The organism is Kitasatospora atroaurantiaca, from assembly GCF_007828955.1.
In the GTDB taxonomy this organism is placed as follows: Bacteria; Actinomycetota; Actinomycetes; order Streptomycetales; family Streptomycetaceae; genus Kitasatospora; species Kitasatospora atroaurantiaca.
The window spans coordinates 4,434,759-4,461,196 of the sequence record NZ_VIVR01000001.1 but is presented as its reverse complement, the minus strand read 5'-3'; the positions used below and the strand labels follow the sequence as shown (position 1 = coordinate 4,461,196).

The window sequence follows — 26,438 nt, the reverse complement described above, 5'->3', positions numbered from 1 at the left end:
TCTGTGAAGCGACTGGTCAGAGGCATCTGCCTATATCAATCATGCTGCGCTCATCGCAAATTTCTGAGCACCATGTTGACGTGATAGAGGCCCTCACTCGCAGGGGTGGCAGGGCTCGTACGTGCGCTTGACCTTTCGTTCACAAGCTCACGAGCGCGGTCGTCCCGGACCGTCTCAGGCAGGCTCGGGCGAGGCCGTGACCGCCTCGGTCATCGACTCGGCGGCCGGGGCCGGGCCGGCGGCTCGGCGGCCCCACTCGGTGCCGACCAGGACCAGCAGGGCGCCCAACAGCGCGAGGGTGCTCAGGCGGTCGCCGCCGAGGGCGATACCGAAGACGGCGGCCCAGAGCGGCTCGGTGCCGAGCAGCAGGCTGACCCGGGACGGGGAGGTGGCGCGGACGGCCCACATCTGGACGAAGAAGGCGAACAGTGTGCAGAGCAGCGTCAGGTGGAGCAGCAGCGCCCACTGGGACGGGCCGTAGGAGGCTGCCAGGGCGAGCGGGGACGAGCCGCTGAACGGTGCGACGACGGCGAAGACCAGGGTCGCGGCGGCGAGTTGGACCCAGGTCAGGGCGAGGGAGTCCGTCCCCCGGATCGCCCTGGTCCGGGACATGGTCAGCACGTGGACGGTCCGGACCACGGCCGCGCCGAGGACCAGCAGGTCGCCCGGGGTGGGCGCCCTGAGCCCGAGCAGCGCGACACCCAGCACCGAGAGACCGGCTGCCGCGAGGAAGGCACGCGGCAGGGCGGTGCGTCGGACGGCACTCTCGGCGAGCGGGGTGAAGACCATCGTCAGGCTGATGATCAGCCCGGCATTGGTCGCCTTGGTGAGCACGGCTCCGTACGTCTCCAGCAGGAAGATCGCGCCGAGGATGCCGCCCAGGGCCGCGCCGCCCAGCCACTCCCGCACGCTCAGCCGGCGCAGTGCGCGCCAGGCCACCAGGGCGAGCAGCGGCAGGACCAGCCCGAAGCGGAGCACCAGCATCGACACCACGGTGTCCGGGGTCGCGAGGTGCTTGACCGCGAGGAAGCTGGAGCCCCAGACCACCGCCACACCGAGGACGGGCAGGTCGCGGACGGTCTGTGAAGCGGCTCGCATGGGCAGGTCCCTCCGAGGCGGGGCGGCTCGATGCCCGTACGCCTTCGGACGGATCATGCTCGCGGGGTCGCGGCGGGCCATCCTCGCGCACCGGGCCGCAGCCGATCAACACCTTTCCGGCCGGCCCACCTGACGAAGCCGGTCGCGCGCGCATACCGGATCCGAGGACGGGAAGTCATGATGCAGTCATGACAACCCGCCCGCTCCTGGAGGTCCGTCAAGTGAAGCGCAAGCACTGGGCGTTGCTCGTCACCGCCACCACCCTGCCCCTCGGCCTGACCATGTCGGCGGGAGTGGCCGATGCGGCACCCACGGCACAGGTCACCTGCGCCTACACACCGGCGGTGCCCGCCGACAACTTCAAGGGCATCCCGGTCTTCGACGCCAGAAAAGCCGCCAAGCCGTACAGCGCGACGCTGCGGACCGGCCAAGGGGCGGTCACCTTCCAGGCGCTGACGGACAAGGCGCCGTGCACCACCTTCTCGTTCCGCTTCCTGGCCGAGCACGACTACTTCAACCGCAGCCACTGTCATCGGCTCACCACCCAGCGCATCTACGTGCTCCAGTGCGGCGACCCGACCGGCACCGGCAGCGGCGGGCCCGGCTACTCCTTCCCGGACGAGAACCTGACCGGCGCGACCTACCCCGCCGGGACGGTGGCCATGGCCAACGCCGGCCCGAACACCAACGGCAGCCAGTTCTTCTTCGTCTGGAAGGACACCAAGCTCTCCCCCGCCTACACCCCGTTCGGCCGCGTCACCGCCGGCCTCGACGTCCTGCAGAAGATCGCCGCAGCCGGCGAGGACGACCAGAACAACCCCGGCGACGGCTTCCCGAACCTCCCCGTCGACATCAAGCGCGTCCGGATCAGCGCCCGCTGATCCCGGCTCCCGTACGGTGGTGGCTCCGCCGACACCGTACGGGAGCACCTCACATGGACACCGCTGCCCGGGGCACCGTCGACCACCTGGTCGCCCGGCTCGCCCCGGTGGCCCTGCGTACCCTGACCCCCGACGCCCGCGGTGTCTTCGCCGAGCGGATGGCCTACGTCCAACGGCGCGCCTTGAGTCAGGGCGTCGCACCGATCAGGATCGGGCATCCCAGGGGCGCGCGGAACGGCGCGAGGCGGAAGAGTGCGAGTGGTGCCCTTCCGCTGCGCGCAGTTCCCCGCGCCCATGGTGGTACCCCGCTGCGCACCTACTGGCGGACGCCTCACGCGTTGGGGGCGACCTTGGCCAGGCCGTTGATGATGCGGTCCATCGCGTCGCCGCCCTGGGGGTCCGTCAGGTTGGCGAGCATCTTGAGGACGAACTTCATCAGGATCGGGTGGGTCAGGCCGCGCTGGGTGGCGAGCTGCATCACCTTCGGGTTGCCGATCAGCTTCACGAAGCCGCGGCCGAGCGTGTAGTAGCCGCCGTAGACGTCCTTGAGGACCGCCGGGTACGCCTGCAGGGCCTTCTCGCGGCCGGCGGGGGTGATCCGGGCGTGGGCCTGGACGATGACGCCCGCCGCGAGCTGGCCGGACTCCATCGCATAGGCGATGCCCTCGCCATTGAAGGGGTTGACCATGCCGCCCGCGTCGCCGACCAGCAGAAGGCCGCGGGTGTAGTGCGGCTGCCGATTGAAAGCCATCGGCAGAGCGGCCCCGCGGATCGGGTCGGTCATGTTCTCGGGGGTGTAGCCCCACTCCTCCGGCATGTTGGCGCACCACGACTTGAGCACCTCGCGCCAGTCCAGCTCGCCGAAGGCGGGCGAGGAGTTGAGGATGCCGAGGCCGACGTTGGAGGTGCCGTCTCCCATGCCGAAGATCCAGCCGTAGCCGGGCAGCAGCTTCTTCTGGCCGCCCCGGGTGTCCCAGAGCTCCAGCCAGGACTCCAGGTAGTCGTCCTCGTGCCGGGGCGAGGTGAAGTACGTCCGGTAGGCGACGCCCATCGGGCGGTCCTCGCGGCGGTGCAGGCCCATCGCGAGCGAGAGCCGGGTGGAGTTGCCGTCGGCGGCCACGACCAGCGGGGCGCGGAAGGTGACCGGGCGCTTCTCCTCGCCCAACTTGGCCGTCACGCCCACGATCCGGCCGGTCCGGTCGTCCAGCACGGGGCCGGTGACGTTGCAGCGCTCGTGCAGCCGTGCGCCCGCCTTCTGGGCCTGGCGGGCGAGGATCTCGTCGAAGTCGGCGCGCTTGCGGACCAGGCCGTAGTCCGGGAAGGCCGACAGCTCGGGCCAGTCCAGCTCCAGCCGGACGCCGCCGCCGATGATCCGCAGGCCCTTGTTGTGCAGCCAGCCGTTGTCGGTGGAGACGTCGATGCCCATGTCGACCAGCTGCTTGGTGGCACGCGGCGTCAGACCGTCGCCGCAGACCTTCTCGCGCGGGAACTCGGTCTTCTCCAGCAGGAGTACGTCGAGACCGGCCTGCGCGAGGTAGTACGCGGTGGTCGAACCGGCCGGGCCCGCGCCGACCACGATGACGTCGGCAGTGCTCTCAACTACGGTCTCGGACTCGGACACGGTGGGCACACTCCTGCAACTGCGGGTCGGCTGGGCGTGATGAGTCTAACGAGGCACCCGCTCGGCCATGCACTGCCAGGGGCGCCGGGCGCCCCTGGCAGGTGTCAGATCTTGAAACCGCGGTGCAGGGCCACGATGCCGCCGGTGAGGTTGCGCCAGGCCACCTTGGACCAGCCGGCCTGCTGCAGCTTGGCGGCCAGCGCGGGCTGGTCGGGCCAGGCGCGGATCGACTCGGCGAGGTAGACGTACGCGTCCGGGTTGCTGCTGACGGCCGTGGCGACCGGCGGCAGGGCCCGCATCAGGTACTCGGTGTAGACCGTGCGGAACGGCGTCCAGGTCGGGGTGGAGAACTCGCAGATGACGACCTTGCCACCGGGCTTGGTGACGCGGTACATCTCGCGCAGCGCCGCCTCGGTGTCCTGCACGTTGCGCAGCGCGAAGGAGATCGTGACGGCGTCGAAGGAGTCGTCGGCGAAGGGCAGCCGGGTCGCGTCGCCGGCGGTCAGCGCCAGCTCGGGGTGGCGCTTCTTGCCCTCGGCGAGCATGCCGATCGAGAAGTCGCACGGGACGACGTCCGCGCCCGCCTCCAGGAAGGGCAGCGAGGAGGTGCCGGTCCCCGCCCCGAGGTCGAGCACGCGCCGGCCCGCCTGGGCGTCCACCGCCTCGGCCACCGCACGCCGCCAGGCGCGGGCCTGGCCGAGGGAGAGCACGTCGTTCGTACGGTCGTACTTTGCCGCGACGTCGTCGAACATCGCGGCGACTTCGTGCGGCTGCTTGTCCAGGGAGGCTCGGGTCACGTACCCATTGTTCACCCTCGCCGGGACAACCTGGGCAACGGGTACGGCGGAGCGTCGCCACGGCCCTCGGTGCAGCCGTCAGCGCAGGGCGCGTCGGCCGCCCTTGCGGCGGCGCCGGGAGCGCTTGCCGTGCGTGATCGCGGGCATCCCGTCGCCGATCGCCTCGGTGGCGAAGGCGACCGTGGTGCGGACCCTGGAACTCCCGGTGCGGACCGACCGGGCCCGATGGTGGCGCCAGATGCGGGCCACACAGGCAGCGAAGAGCAGCAGCGCGATCGGGACGCTGGTCCGGGCGAGCCCGACGCCCGCCGGCTGCGGGTAGCGCTTGCCGCAGACCCGTACGGCGCCCGGGTCGCCCGCGGCGTGCTCCAGGCAGATCTGGTCGCCGACCTTGACGTTCTCGGGCAGCCAGAGGTCGGCGGCAGTGTGCACCTGGCCGTCCGCGCGGTAGCTGACGGCGCTGTAGGTGGCGCTGCCGGCCGGGAGTTGGGTGACGGTGCCCTCGACACGGACGGGGTGCGCCTCGATCCGGTCCGCCTGGTCCGCCTGGCGCCAGCCGAGCAGGCACATGCCGACCGCCAGCACCGCGCTGAGCACGGCCGCGAGATACCAGCCTCGGCCGAGGCGCGGGCTGCGCAGGCGGGGGACTGCGGTCGCGGATCGCATGGTTCCTGTCCTGGCTTGCCGGACGGGGCCTGGGGAGGGCCCGGTGGTGAGGGTGTCCGCTCGGGCTGTCCACCAGAGGGGCTGTCCGGGATCGTAACCGCTGGCGGGGTCTCAGGTCACGGCGAGGATCAATCAGTTTGTATGAGAATTGCGGGGGTTCGCCGGATTCCGGCCATCCGCCCTACCCGAACACGCCATCCGCTGCTCCCCGCGGCCCGTCCGGCCCGCCCGACCTGCGCGGTCTGCTCGCGATCCGCTCGGGATCTGCTAACGCCGCCGGTACAGCAGCCGTCCGCCCAGCACCGTGGCCAGGCAGCAACCCGCGCCCCTCTCCTCCAGCTCGGCGGCCGACCGCACGTCGAAGACCGCGAAGTCGGCCCGCCCACCGACCGTCAGAGGCCGGTGCACGGCAGCCGCGAGACCGGCCGAGGCCAGCGGGTCCAGCCCGCCGGCGGCCCCCTCTCCCGGCAGCGACACCAGCCCGGAGCGCGCCACGGCCGTCCGTACGGCGGGCAGCTCGAAGGGCCCGGCCACCGCGGTCGTCCCGTACCCCAGCATCCGCTGCAGCCCGCGCCGGGCACTGCCGCCGCGCCGGGCTTCGTCCACCTCCAGCATCAGAGGCTCGTCGCCCAGCTCCTCCCGGGGGTCCGGGTGGTACGCCCGCTCCAGCAGCCACTGCCCGTACGGGTTGAGCAGACCGGGCGTCAGCAGGCCGTCCCACTCCCGCACCCGGGTACCCGCCACCGGCTCGTACGGGCCGACGGCGGCGATGACGGCGCCATCGACCAGCACCGCCCCGTCGGTGATCGACGGGGCGGTGGGGTCTGCAAGCAGCTGGGCGGCTCGGTGCAGGGTCAGCATCAGGTGGTGGAGAGGATCTTCAGCTCGGGGTGCGCCGTGCCGCCCTCGATCGCCGTGGAGGCGATGTGCGAGGCGACGCGCGGGTCCACCGGGTCGTTCGCCGGGTCGTCCAGCACCCGCAGGTGCTCGTACGTGGTCGAACGCTGCGCCGGCGTACGGTCCGCGGCACGGATCAGGTGGATCAGCTCGGTCAGGTTGGAGCGGTGCTTGGCACCGGCCATCGAGACCACGTTCTCCTCCAGCATGACCGAGCCCAGGTCGTCCGCGCCGTAGTGCAGCGAGAGCTGGCCGGCCTCCTTGCCCGTGGTGAGCCAGGAGCCCTGGATGTGGGCCACGTTGTCGAGGAAGAGCCGGGCGATGGAGATCATCCGGAGGTACTCGAAGACGGTGGCCTGGGTGGAGCCCTTGAGGTGGTTGTTCTGCGGCTGGTAGGTGTACGGGATGAAGGCGCGGAAGCCGCCCGTACGGTCCTGCACGTCGCGGATCATGCGCAGGTGCTCGATCCGCTCGGCGTTGGTCTCGCCGGTGCCCATCAGCATGGTGGAGGTGGACTCGACGCCCAGGCCGTGGGCGGTCTCCATGATCTCCAGCCAGCGCTCGCCCGACTCCTTGAGCGGCGCGATCGCCTTGCGCGGACGCTCCGGCAGCAGCTCGGCGCCGGCGCCGGCGAAGGAGTCCAGACCCGCCCGGTGGATCCGGGTGATGGCCTCCTCGACCGAGACCTTGGAGATCCGGGCCATGTGCTCGACCTCGGAGGCACCGAGCGAGTGGATCACCAGCTGCGGGAAGTCCGCCTTGATCGCGGCGAAGTGCTTCTCGTAGTACTCGACGCCGTAGTCCGGGTGGTGCCCGCCCTGGAACATGATCTGGGTACCGCCCAGCTCGACCGTCTCCGCGCAGCGGCGCAGGATCTCGTCGAGGTCGCGCGACCAGCCCTTGTCGCTCTTCGGGGCGACGTAGAAGGCGCAGAACTTGCACGCCGTCACACACACGTTGGTGTAGTTGATGTTCCGCTCGATGATGTACGTCGCGATGTGCTCGGTACCGGCGTACCGGCGGCGGCGTACCGCGTCGGCGGCGGAGCCCAGCGCGTGCAGCGGCGCCGAACGGTAGAGCTCCAGCGCCTCCTCGGGGGTGATCCGGCCCCCGGCGGCCGCACGGTCGAGGACGGCCTGCAGGCTGGTGGCGATGGGGGTCCCCCCGGCCGAAGGCTGGGGGAGGGTCTGCTCGGACACCTGGCGGGCCTTCTTTCTCTCCGACGTCGAGTCGTGCTCGACCGGAGGGGAGCCCCGGCCGACATGACCGAACCAGCCTACGCCAGCCCCTCCCGGCGCCTGCTCAGCCCTGCTTGGTGAGATCCCCGGCCGGGTCCGAGCCCATCGCCGCTCCGCTGACCTGCAGATGCAGCGTCCCGTTCTTGAGGCTGTACGTCTGACGCTCCGGCACGCCGGTGCAGGCCGGGTTGTCCCCGACCGGGCGCTCCTGCAGCTCGACGCTGTCCGAATCCACGGTGAGCAGCGTCAGTTCGCCCCTGCAGACCGTGCTGCTGAGCCGGGAGGCATTGCTGGTCCGCCCCACCACCTCGCCGACCTTGCCGGCCGTGAACTCGACCCGGAAGGTACTGCCGAGCGGCACGATCTGGGTGGTGATGGTGCCCTCCCAGGTGCCGAGGTACGCCTCCGGCACGTCACCGGAAGCCTCCGGCGGCGCCTGCGTCCGGCCGTCGGAACCGCCGCGGCTCCCCGAGTCCGGGCCCCACAGCCACAGGCCACCGCCGGCCAGCGCGGCCACTGCCACGGCTGCCGCAGCCGGCGGCCACCACCGACGTCTGCGCTTCGGCACCGCGGGCGCCACCACCTCGGTCGGCGTCCGGTCGACCGGCGGCCTGGCGGGCGCCGCCGCCGGCGTCCCGTCGAGGTCGAGCAGGTCGACCGCCCGCTGCGCCACCGCCGCCGCCATCTCGGGTGGCAGCCAGCCTCGCCCGGGTGCGCCGCGCAGCACCGCGAGCAGCTGCTCCGGGGCCGGCCTGTCCCCCGCGGCCTTGGCCAGGCAGTGCCGGACGAGCTCGCCCAGCGGGCCGTCGAGCCCCGCCAGATCGGGCTCCTCGTGCAGCACCCGGTAGAGCAGCACCGCCGCGCTCACGCCCTCGCCGAACGGCGCGACGCCCGTGGCCGCGTACGCCAGCACCGCGCCCAGCGAGAACACGTCGCTCGCGGGACCGGCCGGCGCCCCCTCCGCCTGCTCGGGGGACATGAAGCCCGGCGAGCCGACGACGTAACCGGACTGTGTGAGCGCCGTCGCGGCGTCCAGCGCCCGCGCGATGCCGAAGTCGATCAGGCGCGGCCCGTCCAGCGCCAGCAGGACGTTGGAGGGCTTGATGTCCCGGTGCACCAGGCCGAGGCCGTGCAGGTGCACCAGCGCCTCGGCGAGACCGGCCCCGAGGGCGTGCACGACCGGGACCGGCAGCGGCCCGAACTCCCGTACGGCGGCGCCGAGCGCGGGCCCGGCGACGTAGCCGGTGGCGACCCAGGGCAGCGGGCCCTCGGTGTCCGCGTCCAGCACGGGGGCGGTCCACTGCCCGCCCACCAGGCGCGCGGCCGCGACCTCCTGACGGAAACGGGCGCGGAACTCGGCGTCGTCGGCCAGCTCGCCGCGCACCGCCTTCACGGCGACGGTCCGGCCGCCGGCCGTCCGCCCGAGGTACACCCGGCCCATGCCGCCCGCACCGAGCCGCCTCAGCAGCCGGTACTCGCCGATCTGCCCCGGATCGTCCGTCGCCAGTGGCTCCATCGCCCGTCCCCCTCCTACCGGATCACGACAGTACCGCCCCCACCGGCTCCAGCAGACTGACCGTCACATCCGGCGCGAAGCCGCTGTCGTGGCCGACCCGGCGGGCGAACTCGGCGATGCCCGCGATCTGCCGCTCGCCGAGCGAGAAGTCCAGCGCCTCGCTGAAGTACCGCTCCAGCACCGGCGCCGAGAAGGCCTCCCAGCGGGCCGCCTGCTCGGCGACCCGGCCGGCCTCGGCCAGCGAGAGGTCACGGGACTCCAGGAAGGCCCGGTGCACGGCGGCGACCGCCTCGGGGCGGCGCTCGACGAACTCGCGGCGGGCGGCCCAGACGGCGAAGACGAACGGCAGCCCCGTCCACTCCTTCCACATCTCGCCCAGGTCGTGCACTGCCAAGCCCTGGCTGGGCGCCTGCTCCAGCGAGGCCCGCAGCGCGGGGTCGCCGATCAGCACGGCGGCGTCGGCGTCGGCCAGCATCGCGTCCAGGTCGGGCGGGCAGCCGAAGTACTCGGGACGGACGCCCTCCCGCTCCTCCAGCAGCAGCTGTGCCAGCCGTACGGAGGTCCTGCTGGTGGAGCCGAGGGCGACGCGGCGGCCGTCCAGCTGACCGAGCGGGACGCGGCTGACGATCACGCAGGACATCACCGGGCCGTCGCTGCCGACCGCGATGTCCGGGAGGACCACCAGCTCGTCGGCGTGGCGCAGGTACTCCACACAGGTGATCGGGCCGATGTCGAGCGAGCCGTTCACCAGCTGGTCGCTGAGCTTCTCGGGGGTGTCCTTGGTGAGGTCGAGATCGAGGAGGTTGCCCGTCCTGGCCAGCCCCCAGTAGAGGGGCAGGCAGTTCAGGAACTGAATATGTCCGACCCGGGGCCGTACCGCCACCGAGCTACCCGCATCCCGACCGGTCACCGTGTGCTCCCTCTGCCTGCCCGTTCGTACCCTCCCCGCAGGGTATGCCCGCTCCCGGGACCGGCTGCCACCCGGCTTCCGACACACCGGCGACACACGGTCGGAGCACCCGCGACACACTCGCGGCGCGCCCTCGGACACCCCTGGTCGGGGCCGCCCTCGCGTGCTACCGTTCCATCCAGTTGCAGTTTGATTCCCCTTGCAGTACTTGAAGCCTGCGGAGCATGTAACCGCGGGCTTTTCGTAGTTTTTCAGCATTATCGAAAAACTCCGGACCCACTCCGGAGGCGGGGCGATCAGCGCAGCGGACCGGAGGTCACACGGTGTGGCATCCGAAACGTCCCTCGCAAGGAGAACGGCATGGCTCAGGGAACCGTCAAGTGGTTCAACGCTGAGAAGGGCTTCGGCTTCATCGCCCAGGAGGGCGGCGGCCCCGACGTCTTCGTCCACTACTCCGCCATCAACGCGAACGGTTTCCGCTCGCTGGAGGAGAACCAGCACGTCACCTTCGACGTGACCCAGGGCCCGAAGGGTCCGCAGGCGGAGAACGTCACCGCCGTCTGATTTTCATCTCCTCCGATGAACTGATCGCTCGGGACCCCAGTCGGGTCCGCAGACGGCCATGGGGGCCGTCACCAAGAGCATGATGAGTAAGACCAAGGGGGCCCGCCACGTCTCGTACGCGGCGGGCCCCCTGCCTCTGTCCCGGAGGCTGACACAGGCATGATCGAGGCCATGCACGACCCTCGCGCGGCACTCAGAGCCCTGGACCGCTCCCTGCACCGGATCGGTATCGACGGCTACATCCTGCTGCTGCTCGGCACGGTCGGCCTGGCCACCCTGCTGCCCGCCACCGGCGCGGCGGCCAGCGTGGTCACCGGCGCCGTGAAGGTCGCCGTCGGGCTGCTCTTCTTCCTGTACGGCGCGCGGCTCTCCCCCGAGGAGGCGCTGGCCGGCGCCCGGCACTGGCGGCTGCACCTGCTGATCCTCGGCTGCACCTTCGTGCTCTTCCCGCTGCTCGGCGAGGCGGCCCGCGTCCTGCCGGACGCCGTGCTCGGGCCGCAGCTCTACACCGGGGTGCTCTTCCTCACGCTGCTGCCGTCCACCGTGCAGTCCTCGATCGCCTTCACCTCGATGGCACGCGGCAACGTCGCGGCCGCGATCTGCGCCGCCACCTTCTCCAGCCTGCTCGGCATCGTCCTCACCCCGCTGCTCGCGGCCTGGCTGCTGACCAGCGAGGCCGGCGTCCAGGTCAGCGGCGAGCAGATCCTGGACATCGTCCTGCAGCTGCTGGTGCCGTTCGCCGCCGGGCAGCTGCTGCGGCGCTGGGTCGGGCCGTGGATCCGGCGGCACCGGACCGTGACCATGGTGGTGGACCGGGGTTCCATCCTGCTGATCGTCTACAGCGCCTTCAGCGAAGGCGTCCGGGAGGGCATCTGGGGCCAGGTGACGGTGACCCAGCTCCTCTGGCTTGGCGCGGTCTGCCTGGCGATGCTCACCTTCGTCCTGGTCTTCACCGGCGTGGTCTCCCGCCGCCTCGGCTTCGAGCGCGCCGACCGGGTCACCATCCGGTTCTGCGGCTCCAAGAAGAGCCTGGCCAACGGCCTGCCGCTGGCCACCATCCTCTTCCCGGCCGCCTCGGTGGGCATCACGGTGCTGCCGCTGATGCTCTTCCACCAGATCCAGCTGATGGTCTGCACCGTCCTCGCCCAACGCTGGGGGCGCCGGGCCGACGCGGCCTCGGCGGCCCGCCCCGGCCGGCCCTGAGCGGAGCGAGGGGGCCGGCAATTCCCTTGCGGCGTACCGGCCTTCTGCGCAGACTGTGCCGGTGCTGATTCGACGCGAACTGCCCGCCGACGTCCCCGCCGTACGCGCTGTCACCGCAGCCGCCTTCGCCAAGCCGGACACTCCCGTTCCCGTCGAGGTCGACGTGCTCGACGGGCTGCGCGACTGCGACGGCTGGCTGCCCGAACTGTCCTTCGTGGCCACCCGCGACGGCGAGGTCGTCGGCCATGTGGTCTGCACCCGAGGCCACGTCGAGGCCTCCCCGGTCCTGGCCCTGGGCCCGCTCAGCGTCCACCCCGGCCACCAGCGCCGCGGCGTCGGCCTCGCCCTCGTCCACGCCGCCCTCGGCGCGGGCGACGCCCTCGGCGAACCCCTGGTCGTCCTCCTCGGCAGCCCCGACTACTACGGCCGGTACGGCTTCCGCACCAGCACCGACTTCGGCATCACCCCTCCGGACCCCACCTGGGGGAAGTACTTCCAGGTCCGCCCCCTCACCGCGTACGACCCCGCCCTGCGCGGCGCCTTCAGGTACGCCGAACCCTTCGACCTCGCCTGAACCACGAACCGGCGGCCCCGCGCCGGCTACATGTACACGTCGGAGACCTCGAAGGTCTGGACGGTGTTGGGGGCGAAGTAGGACCAGAACCGGGTGCCGTGCATGAAGGTGTCCTGGTGGTGCCGGTACCGCTCGGTCCCGCCCGTCTGCGTGCACCAGCGCTCGACCAGGGCGCCGTCCTGGGACGGCCCGGCGAACCGGGACAGGTCGAAGTCGATCCACTGGCCGGTGCCGTAGTTCGTGGCGACGACGACCAGCCTGTGGTTGGCGCTGTCGTAGGCGGCGACGGTATTGCCGCTGCCGCCGTCGATGATCTGCATGCCGGGACGGACGTGCCGCATGTACTGGGCCAGGACGAAGTACTTGGTGTTGATCTTGCTCGGCACCCCGTCGACGAACTCGATCGGACCCCAGTTGACCCCGGCCTCCACCACCTGCCAGTAGACCCATGCCGTCGGGTGCAGCCAGCGGAGGTCGAGGTTGAGATTGCGGGCGATGGTCATACCGCCGGCGTCGTGGTCCGTGTACTCGGAGTTCCAGATCTTCTTCCCGGCGGCCGCCGCCGCGTCGTACAGCAGGTCTCTCCGGCCGTCCTGGTCGTAACCGTGGACGTTGATCCGGCCGATGGCGGCACGGGTGGCGGCGTCGAACCCTTTCCAGGTCGACAGCGCGATCCCGTACCCCCACTCGTCGCTGCCCGACACCTGGATCCGGTGCAGGCCCCGGGCGTCGAGCTCGGCGCGCGTCCGCCGGATGATCTCCGCCTGCGCGCCAGGGTCGACGTGGCAGCCCTCCTGCCCGTTGCTCCATTTCGGTCCCCAGACTCCGCTGGGCTCGTTGACCGGCTCGACCGAGGTGAAGTCGATGCCCCAGTGGTCGTGCGCGTAGCGGGCCACGGTGGCGAGGTAGGCGGCATGCCGACCGTAGTTGCCGTCCTGCAGGTTGTTGCCGCCGTCGTCCGCCCCGGCGGGATTGTCGTTCTTCAACATCCACCACATGGGCGAGTTGGAGAACAGTTCGAAGACGTTGACGCCGCGGTCCCGAGCCAGCCGCATCATGTCGCGCTGGTTGGCGTCGGCGCTCCAGTTCCAGCTGGCCGACTGCGGGTCCGAAATGAACCAGTCGAGCTGGTAGCCCTCGATCCGCTTGAAGCCGTCGAGGCTCGGAGTGGGCCGCATCGTCCGGCCGGAAATGCTGTTGGTGCCGGAGCCACCCGCGTTGTACCGGACGATGTTCATCCCCAGACCGGGCAGCGTCTGCCCGTAGTACTGCACGGTGTCCCGACCGAACAGCACGTCGGCGAGGTCCGCCCGGGGGCCCAGCGCATTGGCCCACCAGCACAGCGAGGTACCCCAGCCGTCCCACGTCCCCCAGCCGGCACCCGGATTGATCGTGGTGCTGCTCACGGCCCGGGCCGGGGCGGCCGCCGAGACCACCGCCGTCGCGCCGACGGGCACGGCCAGCAGGCCCCGTAGGACGGTACGACGCTCCATCAGACCCCCGTGTTCACCACCACTCCGGACCACCTGGGCGCGACTTTGATCTTCAACGCCGACGCAGCCCGCAGTTTAGGCAGCGCGCCTGCAAACCCGTGCGACCGCGGACTCCGAGGCGGGTCGCACGTCGAGACACAGGTCGACATCAGGCTGAACGCCACCGCCTCGTGCATCAACCCCGGTCAGCACCACCCCAAGGCTGACAACAAGCAGTCTGTGAGCCAGACAGGCACCTGCCCGGTGCAGAACGGCCAAGCTCAGTTCACACTCACGGTTACCGCCACGTTCAAGCCTCAGTGCAGCCCGCCCATGACGGTGGTCTTCTCGCACATCACGCTCGCTGACGTTGCACACAACGTCTCCGCCAACGTGCCCGGCACCTTCTAGTCGCCCCTCACCGGCAAGCCGTACCAAGGCCAACCGTCGGGCGTGACTCATGATCCACCGAGCGACCTGCGAAGCAGCATGCTCGCGGGTCGCTTGCGTGCCCACCCGAATCAGCCACCGCCAAGTTTGAGTTCCGACCGACGGGCTCGATTGACCGCTACGGAGTTATACGTATAACTTGGCATACGATCCCACCGCTCGTCCCTGCCTTCGGGAGTCCGATCCATGGGCTATCTCGCCCTGCTCCGCGCCCCGCACGTCACCCGGCTCCTGTTCGGCACCCTCCTCGGCCGCCTCCCGGCCGGCATGACCGCCCTGGTCATCGCGCTCGCGCTGCGCGAGGCCGGCGCCCCGTACAGCAGGATCGGCCTGGCCACCGCCGCGTACGCCATCGCCGCCGCAATCGGCGGCCCGGTGCTCGGCCGGATCGTGGACCGCACGGGGCAGCCCCGCGTCCTGCTGGCCTCCGCCGTGGTCGCCGGGCTCGGCTACGCGCTGCTGGCTCTTGCGCCGGGCTCCCCCCTGGCCGCACCCCTCGGAGCAGCCGTCGCCGGTCTCGCCATGCCACCGCTCGAGCCCTGCCTGCGCTCCCTCTGGCCCACCGTGGTCGACGAGGAGCAGCTCGACACCGCGTACGCCTTCGACTCCGCCTCCCAGCAGATCCTCTACGTGGCCGGACCGCTCACGGTGGCCGGGATCGCCGCCGCCTTCGGCCCCTCCACGGCCCTGTGGACGGCCGCGGGCCTCGGCCTGGCCGGCGCCCTCGTCGTGGCCACCACCGCTCCCGCCCGCGCCTGGCGCGCCCCCGTACGTGCCGCCTCGGCCGGACTGCTCGGCCCCCTGCGCTCCCCCGGGCTGGTCCTGCTGCTGATCGGACTGGCCGGTGCGGGCTGGACGGTCGGCGCACAGAACGTCCTCTTCATCGCGTACGCGGAGGACCACAGCCTCCCCGGCGGCGCCGGCACCCTGCTCGCGCTCGCCGCACTGGGCGGCCTGCTCGGTGCGCTCGCGTACGGCGCGGTCCGGTGGCGCAGCAGCACCGCGACCCGCACCTGGGTGCTGGCCCTGGCGATGGCCGTCTCCTACCTGCCGCTGCTCCTGCTCCCCGGCCCGGGCCCGATGACGGCACTCGCCCTGCTCTCCGGGATCGGGCTGGCGCCGCTGCTGGCCGCCGCCTTCGTCCTGGTCGCCGAACTGGCCCCGACCGGTACGGTCACCGAGGCCTTCGCCTGGCTGATCACCCTCTTCGCGACCGGCAACGCCGCCGGCTACGCGGTCTCGGGTGCCCTGGTCTCCGACTCGCTCCGGTCCGTCGCCCTCTGCGCGGTCGGTGGCATCGGCATCGGCGGGCTGCTGCTGCTCGGCGCCCGCCGCTGGTTCCGTCCTGCGGCTGCCACCGCTGCGGAGCCGGCGGCAGAGCTCGTCCCCACGTCCTGACCGCTGCCGGCCTTCAGGATCGGGCATCCCAGGGGCGCGGGGAACTGCGCTAAGCGGTAGGGCACAGGCCGTTGCCTTCCGATCTCGCGGAGTTCCCCCGCGCCCCTGGGGTTGGCCCGCTGCCCTGCCTACTCGCAATCAACCGGCCGGGCCGGTCGAGGTGCGGAGCACCAGCGCGGTGGCCAGCGGCGGAACCGGCGGAACCGGCTCTCCCCGCAGCAGGGCGGCCAGGGCGGCGACGCCGACACGGCCGAGCTCCTCCCCCGGCAGGTCCACGGTGGTGAGCGGCGGCGCGAGCAGGTCGGCCACCGGGATGTTGTCCATGCCGACGACCGAGACGTCCCCGGGGATCCGGAGCCCGAGCTCGGCGGCGGCCTGGTAGAGCCCCGACGCGACCACGTCGTCGTCGCAGACCACCGCGTGCGGCCGGTCCGGCCGGCTGAGCAGCTGGTACGCGGCGGACCTGGCCGCCCGCTGACCCTCGTTCAGGCTGACGCCGAGTTCCAGCACCTCCAGCCCCCGCGCGGCCTCCTCGAAGGCGGCCTGCCGGACGCGGAACGTGTACGCGGAGTGGGTGGACCTGAGGTGCCCGATCCGCCGGTGCCCCAGGGCGGCGAGGTGCTCGACGGCGGCTCTCATCCCACCCGCCACGTCCAGTTCGACGGTCGGCCGGGAGCGGTTGGTCACGGGATCGGCGTCGAGGAAGACCGCGGGGGTGTCGGGGGGAAGTTCGCCGAGCTGGCTGTCGTCCGGCGAGCAGATCAGCAGGCCGTCGAAGCGGCTGGTGGTGGCCGCCTCGGCCAGGGTCGCGCTGCCCCACCCCGAGCTGACCACGACCGCCAGCCCGTGCTTGCCCGCCTCCTCGTGGACGCCGACCAGCACCCGTCCGAAGAACGGCCCGAGGATGTTCGGCACCGCCAGCAGGATCATGCCGCTACGGCCCAGCCGCAGCTGACGCCCCGCCGCCTGCGGCCGGTACCCGAGGCTGCGGGCCGCCTCGCGGACCCGCTGCCTGGTCGCCTCGGAGACCCGGTGCCCGGCCTCCGAGCCGGAGAAGACCAGCGAGACCGTCGCCTGCGAGACGCCGGCGAGCCGCGCCACGTCCCGCCCGGTGGGGCGCCGCCCGGGCGCGGGGGAGGTCATCGGAGCGTCAGTTCTGCGGGGCCGCCGCCGCGCGGGCCGCGTCGTCCGCCGCGTCCTCCTCGGCGTTCTGATTGGCGATCCGGTCGGCCGTACGGGAGCGCATCCCGCCGACCTTCCCGGCGATCTGGGCCGACATCGCGTCCCGCTGCTTGCTCAGCAGGACGTAGCTGAGCGGAGCGGAGACCAGACCGGCGACCAGGATCAGGAAGACGAAACCGGCCGCACCCGCCACCGGGATGATCCCGAAGTGCCCGAGCAGCAGGGCCACCAGCAGGCAGCCGAGGAAGATGCTGGCCCGCAGGGAGGTGTAGCGAAGCGTGGCGTGCGACGTGCTGTCGACCGTCGCCGAAGTGGCCGGCGTGGTCGACGTGCTGCTCGGCTTGCTGCTCACGGGGGCGTCCTTACTGCTGGGTACGGCTGGCGGAGCTGCCGCGCGTGGGCGCGGGTCTTCCAGTGAAGCATGCCCGACTCGCCGACCGGCACCAGGTGTGCACCTACGGTGTGCGCAGGCCGACCGGCGTGCGCAGGTCGAGTGGTGTGCGCAGGTCGAGCCACATCGTCACGTCGTCCCGGTCGTCGCCGGGCCCGATCCTGATGGCGCCCGGCACCCGGCCCACCTCCGTGTAGCCGCAGCGGCCGTAGAACTTCTCCAGGCCCTGCCCGCCGCGCAGGGTGAGCTTCAGACCGTCGAGGCCCCAGCCCCGGGCGAGGCGCTCGGCCTCGGCCAGCAGCTCCACGCCGTACCCGCGGCCCTGGAGGCCCGGGTGCACCATCACGCTCCGCAGCAGCCGCCAGTGGTCCATCAGGCCGAAGCGCATGTCCTCGAAGAACAGCAGCCCGGCCAGCCGCCCGGTCTCCTCCTCGTGCGCGACCAGCAGCTGGTCGGGCTGCCCGGGGCCGAGGCCCGCGAACTGCTTCTCCGCCGTCTCCCGTACCTCGTCCTCCGTGACCGGCGGCACGAAGCCGACCGCGCCGCCCGCGTTGCTCGCCTCGGTCCAGAGGGAGACGATCGCGGCGCGCAGCTCGGGGGTCAGGTCGGGGGAGAGGGAGAAACACAACGTCATGGGCCCAGAGCCTAGTAGGCCATGACGACGGCCGGCGGGCGGCGCCGGAGCGCGAGACAGAGCAGGACGGCGACGGCGCACAGTCCGCCCGCCCCGTACCAGGCGAGGTCGTAGTTGCCGAAGTGGTCACGGGCCAGGCCGGCCAGACCGGCCACCACGGCGGCGCCGATCTGGTGGCTGGCCAGCACCCAGCCGAAGACGATCGGCGCGTCCTCCCCGAAGTGCTGGCGGCAGAGCGCGACCGTGGGCGGCACGGTGGCGACCCAGTCCAGGCCGTAGAAGATCACGAAGGCCAGGATGGGCGGCCGCAGCGAGCCGGCGAACAGCTGGGGCAGAAAGAGCAGGGAGAGTCCCCGCAGCGCGTAGTACGTGATCAGCAGCCCGCGGGAGTCGAAGCGGTCGGTGAACCAGCCGCTGGCGATGGTGCCGAGCACGTCGAAGACGCCGATCATGGCCAGCAGGCCCGCTCCGGTGGTGACGGGCATGCCGTGGTCGTGCGCGGCCGGGATGAAGTGGGTGCCGACCAGGCCGGCGGTGGTCGCGCCGCAGATCGCGAAGGAGCCGGCCAGCAGCCAGAACGCCTTGCTGCGGGCGGCGTCCCGCAGCACCCGCAGGCTGCGGGCGATCGCGCTCCCGCCGGCCGCCGGCGCGGCGGGAGGCTCGTGTGCCCCGTACGGCAGCAGGCCCAGGTCGGCCGGGCGCTCACGCATCAGCAGCAGGACCGGGAGCGCGACCGCCGTGGCCGAGAGCGAGACCACCACGACCGCCGTCCGCCAGCCGTGCTGCTCGACCAGCCAGGCGAGCACCGGCATGAAGACCAGGTTCCCCGCGGCCCCGGCGGCCGTGAGCACGCCGGTGACCAGGCCCTGGCGGGCGACGAACCAGCGGCCGGTGACGGTGGTGGCGAAGGCCCCGGCCATCGAGCCGCTGCCGAGGCCGACCAGCACGCCCCAGCAGAGGACCAGCTGCCAGCTCTGCGTCATCAGCATGGTCAGCCCGGAGCCGGTGGAGATGGTGAGCAGCGCGCAGACCACCACCACGCGGACGCCGAAACGGTCCATCAGGGCGGCGGCGAACGGCGCGGTCAGGCCGTAGAGGGTGAGGTTGACCGAGACGGCGCTCGCGATGGTGGCGTGCGACCAGCCGAACTCGCCGTTGAGCGCGTCCATCATCAGACCGGGCGCGGACCGGAATCCGGCCGACCCGAGCAGGACCAGCAGGGCGACGCCTGCGACGACCCAGGCGTAGTGCAGTCCGGGGGACTTGGCGGGGGTGGGGTCGACGTCCAGGGTGGTCACAGGCGCTTCGTTCACAGCCCGAGTCTCGCGGAGGGCCGGGCCGGTGAACGAGGGGTGTGACTGCCACCTTTCATCAGGATCAGGCCACCGTCAGCGCTCTCCAGCACGCTGCAGCTCCCGGATCGGCCTGGCCAGCAGCAGAGCGGCCACCACCAGCAGCGACACCACTCCTCCCGCCGCCAGTACGGTGTGCGCTCCGAAGGCGGCGACGGCCGGGCCGGCCAGGGCGCTGCCGACCGGGAACATGCAGACCGAACCGGCCACCTCGTACGCGTGGATGCGGTTGAGCACCTCGCCCGGGACCTGGGTCTGCACGCTGGTGGCCCACATGACGCTCCAGAAGGTGACGCCGGCCCCGACCACCACCTGGCCCGCCGCCAGCACCCCGATCGGCCAGCCGAGCACGATGCCGAACGGGTAGACCGGGAAGGCAAGCATCGCCACCGCCCCGGCGGCGAGCGGGCGCCGCGGCTTGATCCGGATCGCGAGCAGGCCGCCGAGTACGGTGCCTGCCCCGAAGGCGCAGTTGAGCAGGCCGTACGCGGTGGAACCGTGCTCGGGCACGATCAGACCGGCGGCGATCGGCATCAGCGGGCCCCAGGACAGGACGGTGAAGAACAGCCAGATGACGATGACGCCCCACATCCAGTTGCGAGCGCGGAACTCGTGCCAGCCGACCACCAGGTTGCGCCAGAGGCTGTCACCGGGCGGTGGCGCGGGCACGGCGCCGAGCCTCAGCGCGAACAGGCAGCAGGCGCTGACGCCGAAGGTGACGGCGGCGATCACCATCACCCAGCCGGTGGCTGCGGCGCCGACCAGCATGCCCGCCAGCGCGGGGCCGAGCAGGGCGGTGGCCGCCTCGGAGGTGCGGAGCACACCGTTGGCTCCCTGGACGTCCCGGGCCACCAGCGGGACGGTGCTGGCGGCACCCGGCTGGAACATCGCGGCGGCGGTGCCCGCCACCGCGAGCAGCGCGTACAACTGCCAGAGCCGGTCGATGCCCTGGAAGAACAGCACGGCCAACAGGATGCGGGTGCCCAGGTTGGCCAGGTCCGCGGCGATCATCATCCGGCGGGCGGTGAAGCGGTCGGCCAGGACGCCGCCGAAGAGCACCAGGCCGGCGAAGGGGGCGAACAGGAAGGCCAGCGCGTAGCCGACGCTGTCCAGGCCGTGCCCGGCGCCGATCAGCCCGGCCGAGACGGCCACGGGGAGCATGGCGTCACCGAGCAGTCCCGCGCTGCGGGCGGTGAAGTAGTAGCGGAAGTTGCGGGACCAGATGGCGGGCTCGGGCGTGGCGGGGGCGTCGAGCGTCGGCACCTGCTGCAGTTCGGTCACAGGCAGCAGTTTTGGTCCAGACCACTCGGATTTCCAGTGGTTTTGCCATCACGATCCGGCCCACACGACCCGCTCTGCACGATTGTGGACGAACCGGTCTGGACGGCGGCGCGTCGTACGCGCCCCGAGCACGGCACGGCGGGCCGCCATCCATCCGGGTCGCACGGGCCCTGAACCCGCGCACCAGCGCTCCGCACTCGCCAAGGGGCCCACCCGCGCGGCCGGCAGCGCACGGTCCCCCATGCTGACACCGTTCGGGTGCTCCCTCGACGTCCCCTCACAACGGAGAACTGCACCCAAGAGTGATCAGTCGGATACGTCACGTCAATGGGTTGTCGGAAATTCGGAATGGTTGCGGCGCACTTAGCGGTCGGTGGAGGCGAGGGCGGGCGATCAGTGCGCCCCGTGCGCCCGTACGGCGTCCGAGTGGGACCGCCCTGGGCTCAGCGGGCGTACGCGCCCTCGGCCGGCGCCTGTTCGACCGGGTGGACCACCGCGGGCTCCGCCCCGATCTCGCACCAGACCCGCTTGCCCGAGCCGTCCGGGTACCAACCCCAACGGTCGCAGAGCAGCTCGACCAGCTCCAGACCCCGGCCGTTGGTCGAGTCGCCGCCCGCGTGCCGGGGCGCGGGTGCCGTCCGGCTGGCGTCCGCCACCTCGACGCGCACCAGGCTCAGGACCGCTGACGCCTCGTCGGATCCGGCGGCGGCCACCGGCATCGACAGCCTCAGTACGGCCGGACAGCCGGTGTGCACCACCGCGTTGGTGACCAGCTCCGAGACCACCAGCACCAGCGTCTCCGCGATCGGCGCGTCCGGGTCGAGCCCGTGGCCCTGCAGTCGGGAGCGCACCCACCGGCGCGCACGGCCGACCTCGGCCGGGTCCGCCTGGACCGCCAGCTGCACCTGAAGTACCTGCACCGCTCCACCACCCGCACTCGCAGTTCGGCCACACTCCCTGCCGCCCGACCCGGGCTGCAGGGCCTTGATCACGCCGGTCCGGCCGGCCGGCCGCGCTCAGACCCTCCGGCAGGATCTTTTCCGAGGCCTGGTCGGACTGCCCATGGCTTCGTCACGAATACGCCTCAGGATGATCCGACGGATCGGTCACAGCAAGCGCTTCAGGCATATTCCAGCGATCGAGGGACACCGCAGTGCATACTGTCCCGCTCACCCTGACGAGCATCGCACCGGCGATCGTCCGGCCGCCCGCCCGGCCGGGCCGAACGCCCTGCTGCACGAGCGTAACGAACGTACCGCCACCCGCCCCGGATGCGGCGGCCGCCACGAGCGAACCACCCTTCCTACATGTGTCCATCACCGCTCGAACAGCAGGAGTTCACCCGTCCCACGATCTGACGATCAGACACTTTTCATACTCCTCTTCGCGCGATTCCCGCCCGGGCCCGAAACCGGGCGGGCTACCGTGGGGTAGGACGTGGGAGTAGGACGTCGGGCAGGACACCGAAGACGGCTCGTGACCGAGGGAGGGGCCATGGCAGCAGCCGAGGCCGCCCCGAGCTGGGACGAGCAGATCCACCGGCGGCTGGCCCGTGGCGAGGAGACCGCCCTCGGCGAGCTGTACGACCGGCTCGCGCCGCTGGTGCACGGGATGGCCGGGCTGATCCTGGACGACCAGCCGGCGGCCGAACAGCTCACCCGCGAGGTCTTCGGCCATCTCTGGGAACACCCCGAGGCCTTCGACCCGGCCCAGGACTCGCTGCGCTCCTGGCTCGGCTGCCTCACCCGCCGCCGGGCGCTGGACCGGCTCCGGCTGCAGCGCACCGACGACCACGAGCTGCGGGCGCGCGCCACGGCCGCCCGGGTCCAGTACGTGGTCGAGTCATTGCCGCTCCCGCTGCGCGAGACCATCGCGGTGACGTACTTCGACGGCCACACCTACCGTGAGACGGCCCGTCAGCTGGGCATCAGCGAGCAGGCCGCCAAGCAGCGCATGCGGCTCGGCCTGCAGCTGCTGGCCACCGAGCTGGCGGAGGACGACGGGCCGGAGGCCGTCCGGACGGACGACGGCAGAGCGACCGACGGCAGAGCAGCCGACGGCAGAGCAGCCGACGGCAGAGCGGCCGGTGGCGGCCCGGAACCCGGCGGGCCGGCCACGTGAACATCGACGAGCAGCGGCACGAGGCCCTGCGGTCCCTGCTGGGGGCCTGGGCCCTGGACGCCTGCCCGCGCCGCGAGGCGGCCGAGCTCACCAAGCACCTGGTCGGCTGCCCGGAATGCGCCGAGGAGGCCGCCCGGCTGCGCGACGCGGCGGGCCGGCTCTCCGCGGACGAGCCGCTCGACCCGTCCGGGGCGCTGCGCCAGCAGGTGCTCGACTGGTGCCTGTCCCGGCGGGCCCCCGAACTGCCCGTCCCGCCGTGGGCCGCCCCGTACGCGACCGAGACCGCCAAGCTGGACGCCCTGCTGCGTGACCTCGGCCCCGCCGAGTGGCAGGAGGTCGCCGAGCTCCCGTGGCACGGCGGGGTGCAGCGGTGGCGGCCGGCGGAGGTGCTCTGCCACCTCGCGGCGGTGGACGGGTACGCGGCGCTCGCCCTCGGGCTGCCCGATCCGGTGCCGGGGGCCTCGCCCGAGCCCGTCCCCGCACGGGTACCGCCGCAGCAGGCGGCCACGCGGGTACCGGCGCAGGGCAGACCGGCGGGGGTCCTGGAGCGCACCGACCGGTTGATCGCCGAGCAGGCCGGGGCAGGTCCGGCGGCGGTCCGGGCACTCTGGCGGCGGCAGAACCACGCGCTGGTCCGCACCGCCGTGCTCAGCCCCCACGGCACCGCACCGGTGGACTTCGGCTTCGCCGTCCTCCCGCTGCGCGATGCCTTCGTCGACCGCGCCTTCGAGTGCTGGATCCACGGCGACGACATCGCCCGCGCGGTCGACTACCCGTACGAGGCACCCGCCACGCGCCACCTCCGACTCATGGTCGACCTCGCCGCCCGGATGCTGCCGGCCGCGCTGGCGGCCCTGCGAGAGAAGCAGTCGGCACGGGCCGCCGACGGTACCGCGCAGCGGCGGCTGCTCCGGCTGGTGATCGACGGGCCGGCCGCCGGCGAGTGGCTGATCCCGCTCGACGGCCCGGCCGAAGGGCCCGAAGCACCGGCCGAGCCGGTGGCCTCGATGGTGCTGGACGGCCTGGAGTTCTGCTACCTCGCCGCCGCCCACCGCGACCCCGACCGCCTGCCGGTCGGCGAGTACGGCGACCGCTCCGCCATCCGCGAGGTGCTGCGGGCGGCGCCGCTGCTGTCACGTCCGTAACGGCCGTACCGTCCGCAGCGTCCGTAGTGGGCTGCGGCGGCTCAGGTGAAGACGACGGTGCGGGTGCCGTTGAGCAGTACCCGGCGCTCGCTGTGCCACTTCACCGCGCGGGCCAGCGCCTGGCACTCCACGTCCCGGCCGAGGGCGACCAGTTGGTCCGGCGTCACGTCGTGGGTGACCCGGGCCACCTCCTGTTCGATGATCGGGCCCTCGTCCAGGTCGGCGGTGACGTAGTGGGCGGTCGCACCGATCAGCTTCACGCCCCGGGCGTGCGCCTGGTGGTACGGCTTCGCGCCCTTGAAGCTCGGCAGGAAGGAGTGGTGGATGTTGATGACCCGGCCGGAGAGCGCCTTGCAGAGGTCGTCCGAGAGCACCTGCATGTAGCGGGCCAGCACCACCAGGTCGACCTTCTCCTCGGCCACCAGGTCGAGCAGCCGCTGCTCGGCCTCGGCCTTGGTGTCCTTGGTCACCGGGATGTGGTGGAACGGGATGCCGTACGACTCGGTCAGCTCGCGGAAGTCGGTGTGGTTGGAGACCACGCCCGCGATCTCCACCGGCAGCGCACCGATTCGGGTACGGAACAGCAGGTCGTTCAGGCAGTGCCCGAACTTGCTCACCATCAGCACCACCCGCATCCGCTCGGCGCTCGGGTGGATCTGCCAGTCCATCCGGAAGGTGGCGCCGATCGCCGCGAAGCTGGCCCGCAGCTTCTCGGTGTTGACCGGCTGCTCGGCCGAGAAGTGCACCCGCATGAAGAACAGCCCGCTGTCGCTGTCACCGAACTGCTGGCTGTCGATGATGTTGCAGCCGGTCATGAAGAGGTAGCTGGAGACCGCGTGCACGATCCCCTGCTTGTCCGGGCAGGACAGCGTGAGGACGTACTGGGCGCTGGCCGACTGCTGTTCCACTGTGAGGTCGTCCCGTTCTGAGGTCACTGGTGTCGCGGGGTCGTCCAGGGTGTCACATTCCGGACGCCTCGCGCCGCGCCGACCGTACTGCGGGACGGGCTGCCGGACGGCTCGGCGCTGCTCAGGCCCCGCTGTTCGTCAGGATGCGGAGAACCTCCAGCGAGCGCGGGGCGACGTCCGGGTCCTCGCCGTCGTTGACGGCCAGCCGGACGTGCGCCTCGCGGGCCGCCCGGACGGCCTCGGGCCAGCCGTGGTGGCCGAGGTAGGTCGAGGCGGGGGCGTCCGCGCCGACCTCGTGCAGGATGCGCAGCACCCGCAGCACGGCGACGTCCACCAGGGACGCCTCGGCGGAGTCGCGGAGGATCGTGCCGATGTACTTCTCGGCCGACCAGCGGTCCAGCCAGGTGTCCTCGACCAGGCGGTAGACCGCGTCCGTCACGTCCCCGAAGCCCTCGCGGCCGGAGATCCAGGTCTCCTGCTGGAAGGCGGGGTCGGACAGCATGTGGAGTGCCGAGCGCAGTCGGGCTCGCCAGCGCCACCAGGGCAGGTCATTGAGCGGCATGCCGCCCATGGTGCTTGAGCGGTGCCCGATACGAGAAGAGTTTCGAGCAGACCGATACGAAGAATCTGTACTGGCGGACATGAGGTCCGATCGTACGTTGCCTCGCCCACGCACCTTCTACACGCGTCACCAACCGGTGTTCCTCCCCAGTTTGCCGGGCGTTCGCTTTGCGTCCCTCTGCGCGCACCCGGCCAGGTCAAGGCTGGGTAACGCCGACGTGGCAGCAACCCAGGGGAGGGGCACAGCATCATGAGGCGGATCGGATCATCCGACAACCAGCAGCCGACCGGTACGTGGCGGAAGGACGGCCGATGCCGCCCCCACCGTACGATCGGCGCGCTGGCCGCCGCCGCCGCGCTGCTGCCCGCTCTGCTCGCCACCTCCGCCTGCGGCGGCCCGGCCGACGCCGCCACCGGTGACCACGAGGTGACGGTGATGACCTGGGCCCCGTCCGGCACCGGCTCGGCCGACCGGCCGGGCATGACCGCACTCGCGGAGGCGGTCGGCCGGGAGCTCAACGCCAAGGGCGGGCTGAACGGGCGCAAGGTCCAGGTGCTCACCTGCAACGAGCACAACACCGCCGACGGTGTCTCCGCCTGTGCGCGGCAGGCCGTCGACGCGCACGCGGTCGCGGTGCTCGGCTCGTACAGCCAGTACGGCAGCAGCTTCATCCCGACCCTGGAGTCGGCCGGTATCCCGTACATCGGCGGGTACGGCCTCTCCACTCCGGAGTTCAGCAGCCCGATGTCGTACCCGGTGGCCGGTGGCACGCCCGCACTGATCGCCGGCAGCGGCCGGCAGCTGGTCGAGGCCGGGTGCAAGGTCGTCACGCTGATCCGCCCCGACACCCGGGCCGGGGACACCCTGCTGGGCTACCTCGCCGGCGCGCTCAAGCCCGCCAACGTCAAGCTGGTCGACATCAAGGCGCCCGAGCAATCCAACGACTACACCGCCATCGCGCAGAAGGCCATCGGCGACGACAAGGCCGGCAACTGCGTGACCAGCGCACTCGGCTCCGAGCCGACCTCCAACCTGCTCGACCCCTACCGCCGACTCGGCCCCCGGCACACCGTGCTGGCCTCGGTCATCGGCAGCTTCCAGCAGTCGGTGGTGGACTCCACCGGCGGCGACTCCGGCCCGCTCGGCGGCGCGTACGCGACCGGCTGGTACCCGCCGGAGGGCTCGCACGTCTGGGACGCACTGCGGGGCACCGTCCGCTCGTACGGGAACGGCGACACCGCGATCGACGTCTCGGACCCGGGCGTGCAGACCACCTGGGTCGCGTACGAGGTCATCCGGCAGGCGGCCGCGCGGATCGGCAGCGGCAAGCCGCTCACCTCGAAGGCGCTGCGCAACGTGCTGGACAGCGGCGAGCCGATCGACACCGCGGGCGCCACGCCGCCGCTCAGCTGGGGCATGACCAGCATGCTGCCCAGTGCGGACTCGCCCCGGCTGGTGAACACCTCGGTGACCTTCCAGCAGGTCCAGGGCGGGCGGCTGGTCGAGCAGCACCAGGGCTTCGTCGACGTGCGCTGGGTGCTGGCGGGCGGCAGGCCGCCGGCCTGACCCGCGGCACG

At 72.0% G+C, this 26,438-nt stretch carries 26 protein-coding genes; 9 read left to right on the top strand and 17 right to left on the bottom strand.

Annotation, left to right across the window (positions count from 1 at the left end):
- Positions 1 to 174: 174 nt before the first annotated feature.
- Positions 175 to 1,098, bottom strand: a complete 924-nt coding sequence (locus FB465_RS20515) for a DMT family transporter (protein WP_145792633.1) — start codon at positions 1,096 to 1,098, stop codon at positions 175 to 177.
- A 188-nt stretch (positions 1,099 to 1,286) separates the two neighbouring features.
- Here FB465_RS20515 and FB465_RS20510 point away from each other — a divergent pair, with 188 nt between their 5' ends.
- Positions 1,287 to 1,979, top strand: coding sequence for a peptidylprolyl isomerase (locus FB465_RS20510; RefSeq protein ID WP_145792632.1), 693 nt, complete (start codon positions 1,287 to 1,289; stop codon positions 1,977 to 1,979).
- A 331-nt stretch (positions 1,980 to 2,310) separates the two neighbouring features.
- On the opposite strand, the gene FB465_RS20505 is transcribed toward FB465_RS20510, so the two are convergent.
- The 7 genes from FB465_RS20505 to FB465_RS20475 form a co-directional block, all read right to left on the bottom strand.
- Positions 2,311 to 3,600 (bottom strand): geranylgeranyl reductase family protein, encoded by a 1,290-nt coding sequence (locus FB465_RS20505; RefSeq protein WP_145792630.1) that lies wholly within the window; start codon positions 3,598 to 3,600, stop codon positions 2,311 to 2,313.
- A 104-nt stretch (positions 3,601 to 3,704) separates the two neighbouring features.
- On the bottom strand, positions 3,705 to 4,397 hold the full coding sequence (locus tag FB465_RS20500) for a demethylmenaquinone methyltransferase (protein WP_145792628.1): 693 nt from the start codon (positions 4,395 to 4,397) through the stop codon (positions 3,705 to 3,707).
- Positions 4,398 to 4,475: 78 nt separating this feature from the next.
- Positions 4,476 to 5,063, bottom strand: coding sequence for a hypothetical protein (locus FB465_RS20495; protein ID WP_145792627.1), 588 nt, complete (start codon positions 5,061 to 5,063; stop codon positions 4,476 to 4,478).
- A 267-nt stretch (positions 5,064 to 5,330) separates the two neighbouring features.
- The gene (locus tag FB465_RS20490) at positions 5,331 to 5,924 is read right to left on the bottom strand and encodes a hypothetical protein (RefSeq protein ID WP_145792625.1); all 594 of its coding nucleotides are present in this window, start codon (positions 5,922 to 5,924) and stop codon (positions 5,331 to 5,333) included.
- On the bottom strand, positions 5,924 to 7,114 hold the full coding sequence (gene mqnC, locus FB465_RS20485; RefSeq protein WP_145797475.1) for a cyclic dehypoxanthinyl futalosine synthase: 1,191 nt from the start codon (positions 7,112 to 7,114) through the stop codon (positions 5,924 to 5,926). The genes FB465_RS20490 and mqnC overlap by 1 nt, the downstream gene beginning before the upstream one ends.
- Before the next feature lie 148 nt (positions 7,115 to 7,262).
- Complete coding sequence (locus FB465_RS20480; RefSeq protein ID WP_145792623.1) at positions 7,263 to 8,714, bottom strand: serine/threonine-protein kinase; 1,452 nt, start codon at positions 8,712 to 8,714, stop codon at positions 7,263 to 7,265.
- A 22-nt stretch (positions 8,715 to 8,736) separates the two neighbouring features.
- On the bottom strand, positions 8,737 to 9,624 hold the full coding sequence (locus tag FB465_RS20475) for a menaquinone biosynthetic enzyme MqnA/MqnD family protein (protein ID WP_211785825.1): 888 nt from the start codon (positions 9,622 to 9,624) through the stop codon (positions 8,737 to 8,739).
- 360 nt (positions 9,625 to 9,984) lie between these two features.
- On the opposite strand from FB465_RS20475, the gene FB465_RS20470 reads away from it, so the two are divergent.
- The 3 genes from FB465_RS20470 to FB465_RS20460 all read left to right on the top strand — a co-directional run bounded on the left by FB465_RS20470 (position 9,985) and on the right by FB465_RS20460 (position 11,965).
- Positions 9,985 to 10,188, top strand: coding sequence for a cold-shock protein (locus FB465_RS20470; RefSeq protein ID WP_145792621.1), 204 nt, complete (start codon positions 9,985 to 9,987; stop codon positions 10,186 to 10,188).
- A gap of 171 nt (positions 10,189 to 10,359) precedes the next feature.
- The gene (locus FB465_RS20465) at positions 10,360 to 11,391 is read left to right on the top strand and encodes a bile acid:sodium symporter family protein (RefSeq protein WP_145792619.1); all 1,032 of its coding nucleotides are present in this window, start codon (positions 10,360 to 10,362) and stop codon (positions 11,389 to 11,391) included.
- A 61-nt stretch (positions 11,392 to 11,452) separates the two neighbouring features.
- Positions 11,453 to 11,965, top strand: coding sequence for a GNAT family N-acetyltransferase (locus FB465_RS20460; protein WP_145792618.1), 513 nt, complete (start codon positions 11,453 to 11,455; stop codon positions 11,963 to 11,965).
- Positions 11,966 to 11,991: 26 nt separating this feature from the next.
- Here FB465_RS20460 and FB465_RS20455 read toward each other — a convergent pair whose 3' ends face one another.
- Positions 11,992 to 13,458, bottom strand: a complete 1,467-nt coding sequence (locus FB465_RS20455) for a glycoside hydrolase (RefSeq protein ID WP_145792616.1) — start codon at positions 13,456 to 13,458, stop codon at positions 11,992 to 11,994.
- A gap of 9 nt (positions 13,459 to 13,467) precedes the next feature.
- Here FB465_RS20455 and FB465_RS20450 point away from each other — a divergent pair, with 9 nt between their 5' ends.
- Both FB465_RS20450 and FB465_RS20445 read left to right on the top strand, forming a co-directional pair.
- Positions 13,468 to 13,848 (top strand): hypothetical protein, encoded by a 381-nt coding sequence (locus FB465_RS20450; RefSeq protein ID WP_145792614.1) that lies wholly within the window; start codon positions 13,468 to 13,470, stop codon positions 13,846 to 13,848.
- Positions 13,849 to 14,073: 225 nt separating this feature from the next.
- Positions 14,074 to 15,285 carry an MFS transporter gene (locus FB465_RS20445; protein ID WP_145792612.1) on the top strand — a complete coding sequence of 404 codons (1,212 nt, stop codon included), beginning with the start codon at positions 14,074 to 14,076 and terminating at the stop codon, positions 15,283 to 15,285.
- Positions 15,286 to 15,423: 138 nt separating this feature from the next.
- On the opposite strand, the gene FB465_RS20440 is transcribed toward FB465_RS20445, so the two are convergent.
- From FB465_RS20440 to FB465_RS20415, 6 genes are all read right to left on the bottom strand, one after another.
- The gene (locus FB465_RS20440) at positions 15,424 to 16,428 is read right to left on the bottom strand and encodes a LacI family DNA-binding transcriptional regulator (protein WP_145792610.1); all 1,005 of its coding nucleotides are present in this window, start codon (positions 16,426 to 16,428) and stop codon (positions 15,424 to 15,426) included.
- 7 nt (positions 16,429 to 16,435) lie between these two features.
- Complete coding sequence (locus FB465_RS20435) at positions 16,436 to 16,819, bottom strand: DUF4229 domain-containing protein (RefSeq protein WP_145792608.1); 384 nt, start codon at positions 16,817 to 16,819, stop codon at positions 16,436 to 16,438.
- A 103-nt stretch (positions 16,820 to 16,922) separates the two neighbouring features.
- Positions 16,923 to 17,492 (bottom strand): GNAT family N-acetyltransferase, encoded by a 570-nt coding sequence (locus tag FB465_RS20430; protein WP_145792606.1) that lies wholly within the window; start codon positions 17,490 to 17,492, stop codon positions 16,923 to 16,925.
- An 11-nt stretch (positions 17,493 to 17,503) separates the two neighbouring features.
- Positions 17,504 to 18,805: an MFS transporter gene (locus FB465_RS20425; RefSeq protein ID WP_145792605.1), complete on the bottom strand. Its 1,302-nt coding sequence runs from the start codon at positions 18,803 to 18,805 to the stop codon at positions 17,504 to 17,506.
- A gap of 75 nt (positions 18,806 to 18,880) precedes the next feature.
- On the bottom strand, positions 18,881 to 20,125 hold the full coding sequence (locus FB465_RS20420; RefSeq protein WP_246192751.1) for an MFS transporter: 1,245 nt from the start codon (positions 20,123 to 20,125) through the stop codon (positions 18,881 to 18,883).
- Between the two features lie 443 nt (positions 20,126 to 20,568).
- Positions 20,569 to 21,045, bottom strand: a complete 477-nt coding sequence (locus tag FB465_RS20415) for an ATP-binding protein (protein WP_145792603.1) — start codon at positions 21,043 to 21,045, stop codon at positions 20,569 to 20,571.
- A 574-nt stretch (positions 21,046 to 21,619) separates the two neighbouring features.
- Here FB465_RS20415 and FB465_RS20410 point away from each other — a divergent pair.
- Together FB465_RS20410 and FB465_RS20405 are read left to right on the top strand one after the other, a co-directional pair.
- Positions 21,620 to 22,246, top strand: coding sequence for an RNA polymerase sigma factor (locus tag FB465_RS20410; protein WP_145792601.1), 627 nt, complete (start codon positions 21,620 to 21,622; stop codon positions 22,244 to 22,246).
- Entirely contained in the window at positions 22,243 to 23,391 is a 1,149-nt protein-coding gene (locus FB465_RS20405; protein ID WP_145792600.1) for a zf-HC2 domain-containing protein, read from the top strand. Before FB465_RS20410 ends, FB465_RS20405 begins: the two co-directional genes overlap by 4 nt.
- A 41-nt stretch (positions 23,392 to 23,432) precedes the next feature.
- On the opposite strand, the gene purU is transcribed toward FB465_RS20405, so the two are convergent.
- Positions 23,433 to 24,299: a formyltetrahydrofolate deformylase gene (purU, locus tag FB465_RS20400; protein WP_145792598.1), complete on the bottom strand. Its 867-nt coding sequence runs from the start codon at positions 24,297 to 24,299 to the stop codon at positions 23,433 to 23,435.
- Positions 24,300 to 24,420: 121 nt separating this feature from the next.
- Positions 24,421 to 24,870, bottom strand: coding sequence for an SCO4402 family protein (locus tag FB465_RS20395; protein ID WP_425461194.1), 450 nt, complete (start codon positions 24,868 to 24,870; stop codon positions 24,421 to 24,423).
- Positions 24,871 to 25,110: 240 nt separating this feature from the next.
- Between FB465_RS20395 and FB465_RS20390 the strand changes: the two genes are divergently transcribed.
- Entirely contained in the window at positions 25,111 to 26,427 is a 1,317-nt protein-coding gene (locus tag FB465_RS20390; RefSeq protein ID WP_145792594.1) for an ABC transporter substrate-binding protein, read from the top strand.
- Positions 26,428 to 26,438: the final 11 nt, after the last annotated feature.

Bases quoted from the DNA above. Each gene is read 5' to 3' on its own strand.
- FB465_RS20515 (WP_145792633.1), bottom strand. From the start codon at position 1,098: ATGCGAGCCGCTTCACAGACCGTCCGCGACCTGCCCGTCCTCGGTGTG.
- FB465_RS20510 (WP_145792632.1), top strand. From the start codon at position 1,287: ATGACAACCCGCCCGCTCCTGGAGGTCCGTCAAGTGAAGCGCAAGCAC.
- FB465_RS20495 (WP_145792627.1), bottom strand. From the start codon at position 5,063: ATGCGATCCGCGACCGCAGTCCCCCGCCTGCGCAGCCCGCGCCTCGGC.
- FB465_RS20490 (WP_145792625.1), bottom strand. From the start codon at position 5,924: ATGCTGACCCTGCACCGAGCCGCCCAGCTGCTTGCAGACCCCACCGCC.
- FB465_RS20480 (WP_145792623.1), bottom strand. From the start codon at position 8,714: ATGGAGCCACTGGCGACGGACGATCCGGGGCAGATCGGCGAGTACCGG.
- FB465_RS20470 (WP_145792621.1), top strand. From the start codon at position 9,985: ATGGCTCAGGGAACCGTCAAGTGGTTCAACGCTGAGAAGGGCTTCGGC.
- FB465_RS20465 (WP_145792619.1), top strand. From the start codon at position 10,360: ATGCACGACCCTCGCGCGGCACTCAGAGCCCTGGACCGCTCCCTGCAC.
- FB465_RS20455 (WP_145792616.1), bottom strand. From the start codon at position 13,458: ATGGAGCGTCGTACCGTCCTACGGGGCCTGCTGGCCGTGCCCGTCGGC.
- FB465_RS20445 (WP_145792612.1), top strand. From the start codon at position 14,074: ATGGGCTATCTCGCCCTGCTCCGCGCCCCGCACGTCACCCGGCTCCTG.
- FB465_RS20440 (WP_145792610.1), bottom strand. From the start codon at position 16,428: ATGACCTCCCCCGCGCCCGGGCGGCGCCCCACCGGGCGGGACGTGGCG.
- FB465_RS20430 (WP_145792606.1), bottom strand. From the start codon at position 17,492: ATGACGTTGTGTTTCTCCCTCTCCCCCGACCTGACCCCCGAGCTGCGC.
- FB465_RS20410 (WP_145792601.1), top strand. From the start codon at position 21,620: ATGGCAGCAGCCGAGGCCGCCCCGAGCTGGGACGAGCAGATCCACCGG.
- FB465_RS20395 (WP_425461194.1), bottom strand. From the start codon at position 24,870: ATGGGCGGCATGCCGCTCAATGACCTGCCCTGGTGGCGCTGGCGAGCC.
- FB465_RS20390 (WP_145792594.1), top strand. From the start codon at position 25,111: ATGAGGCGGATCGGATCATCCGACAACCAGCAGCCGACCGGTACGTGG.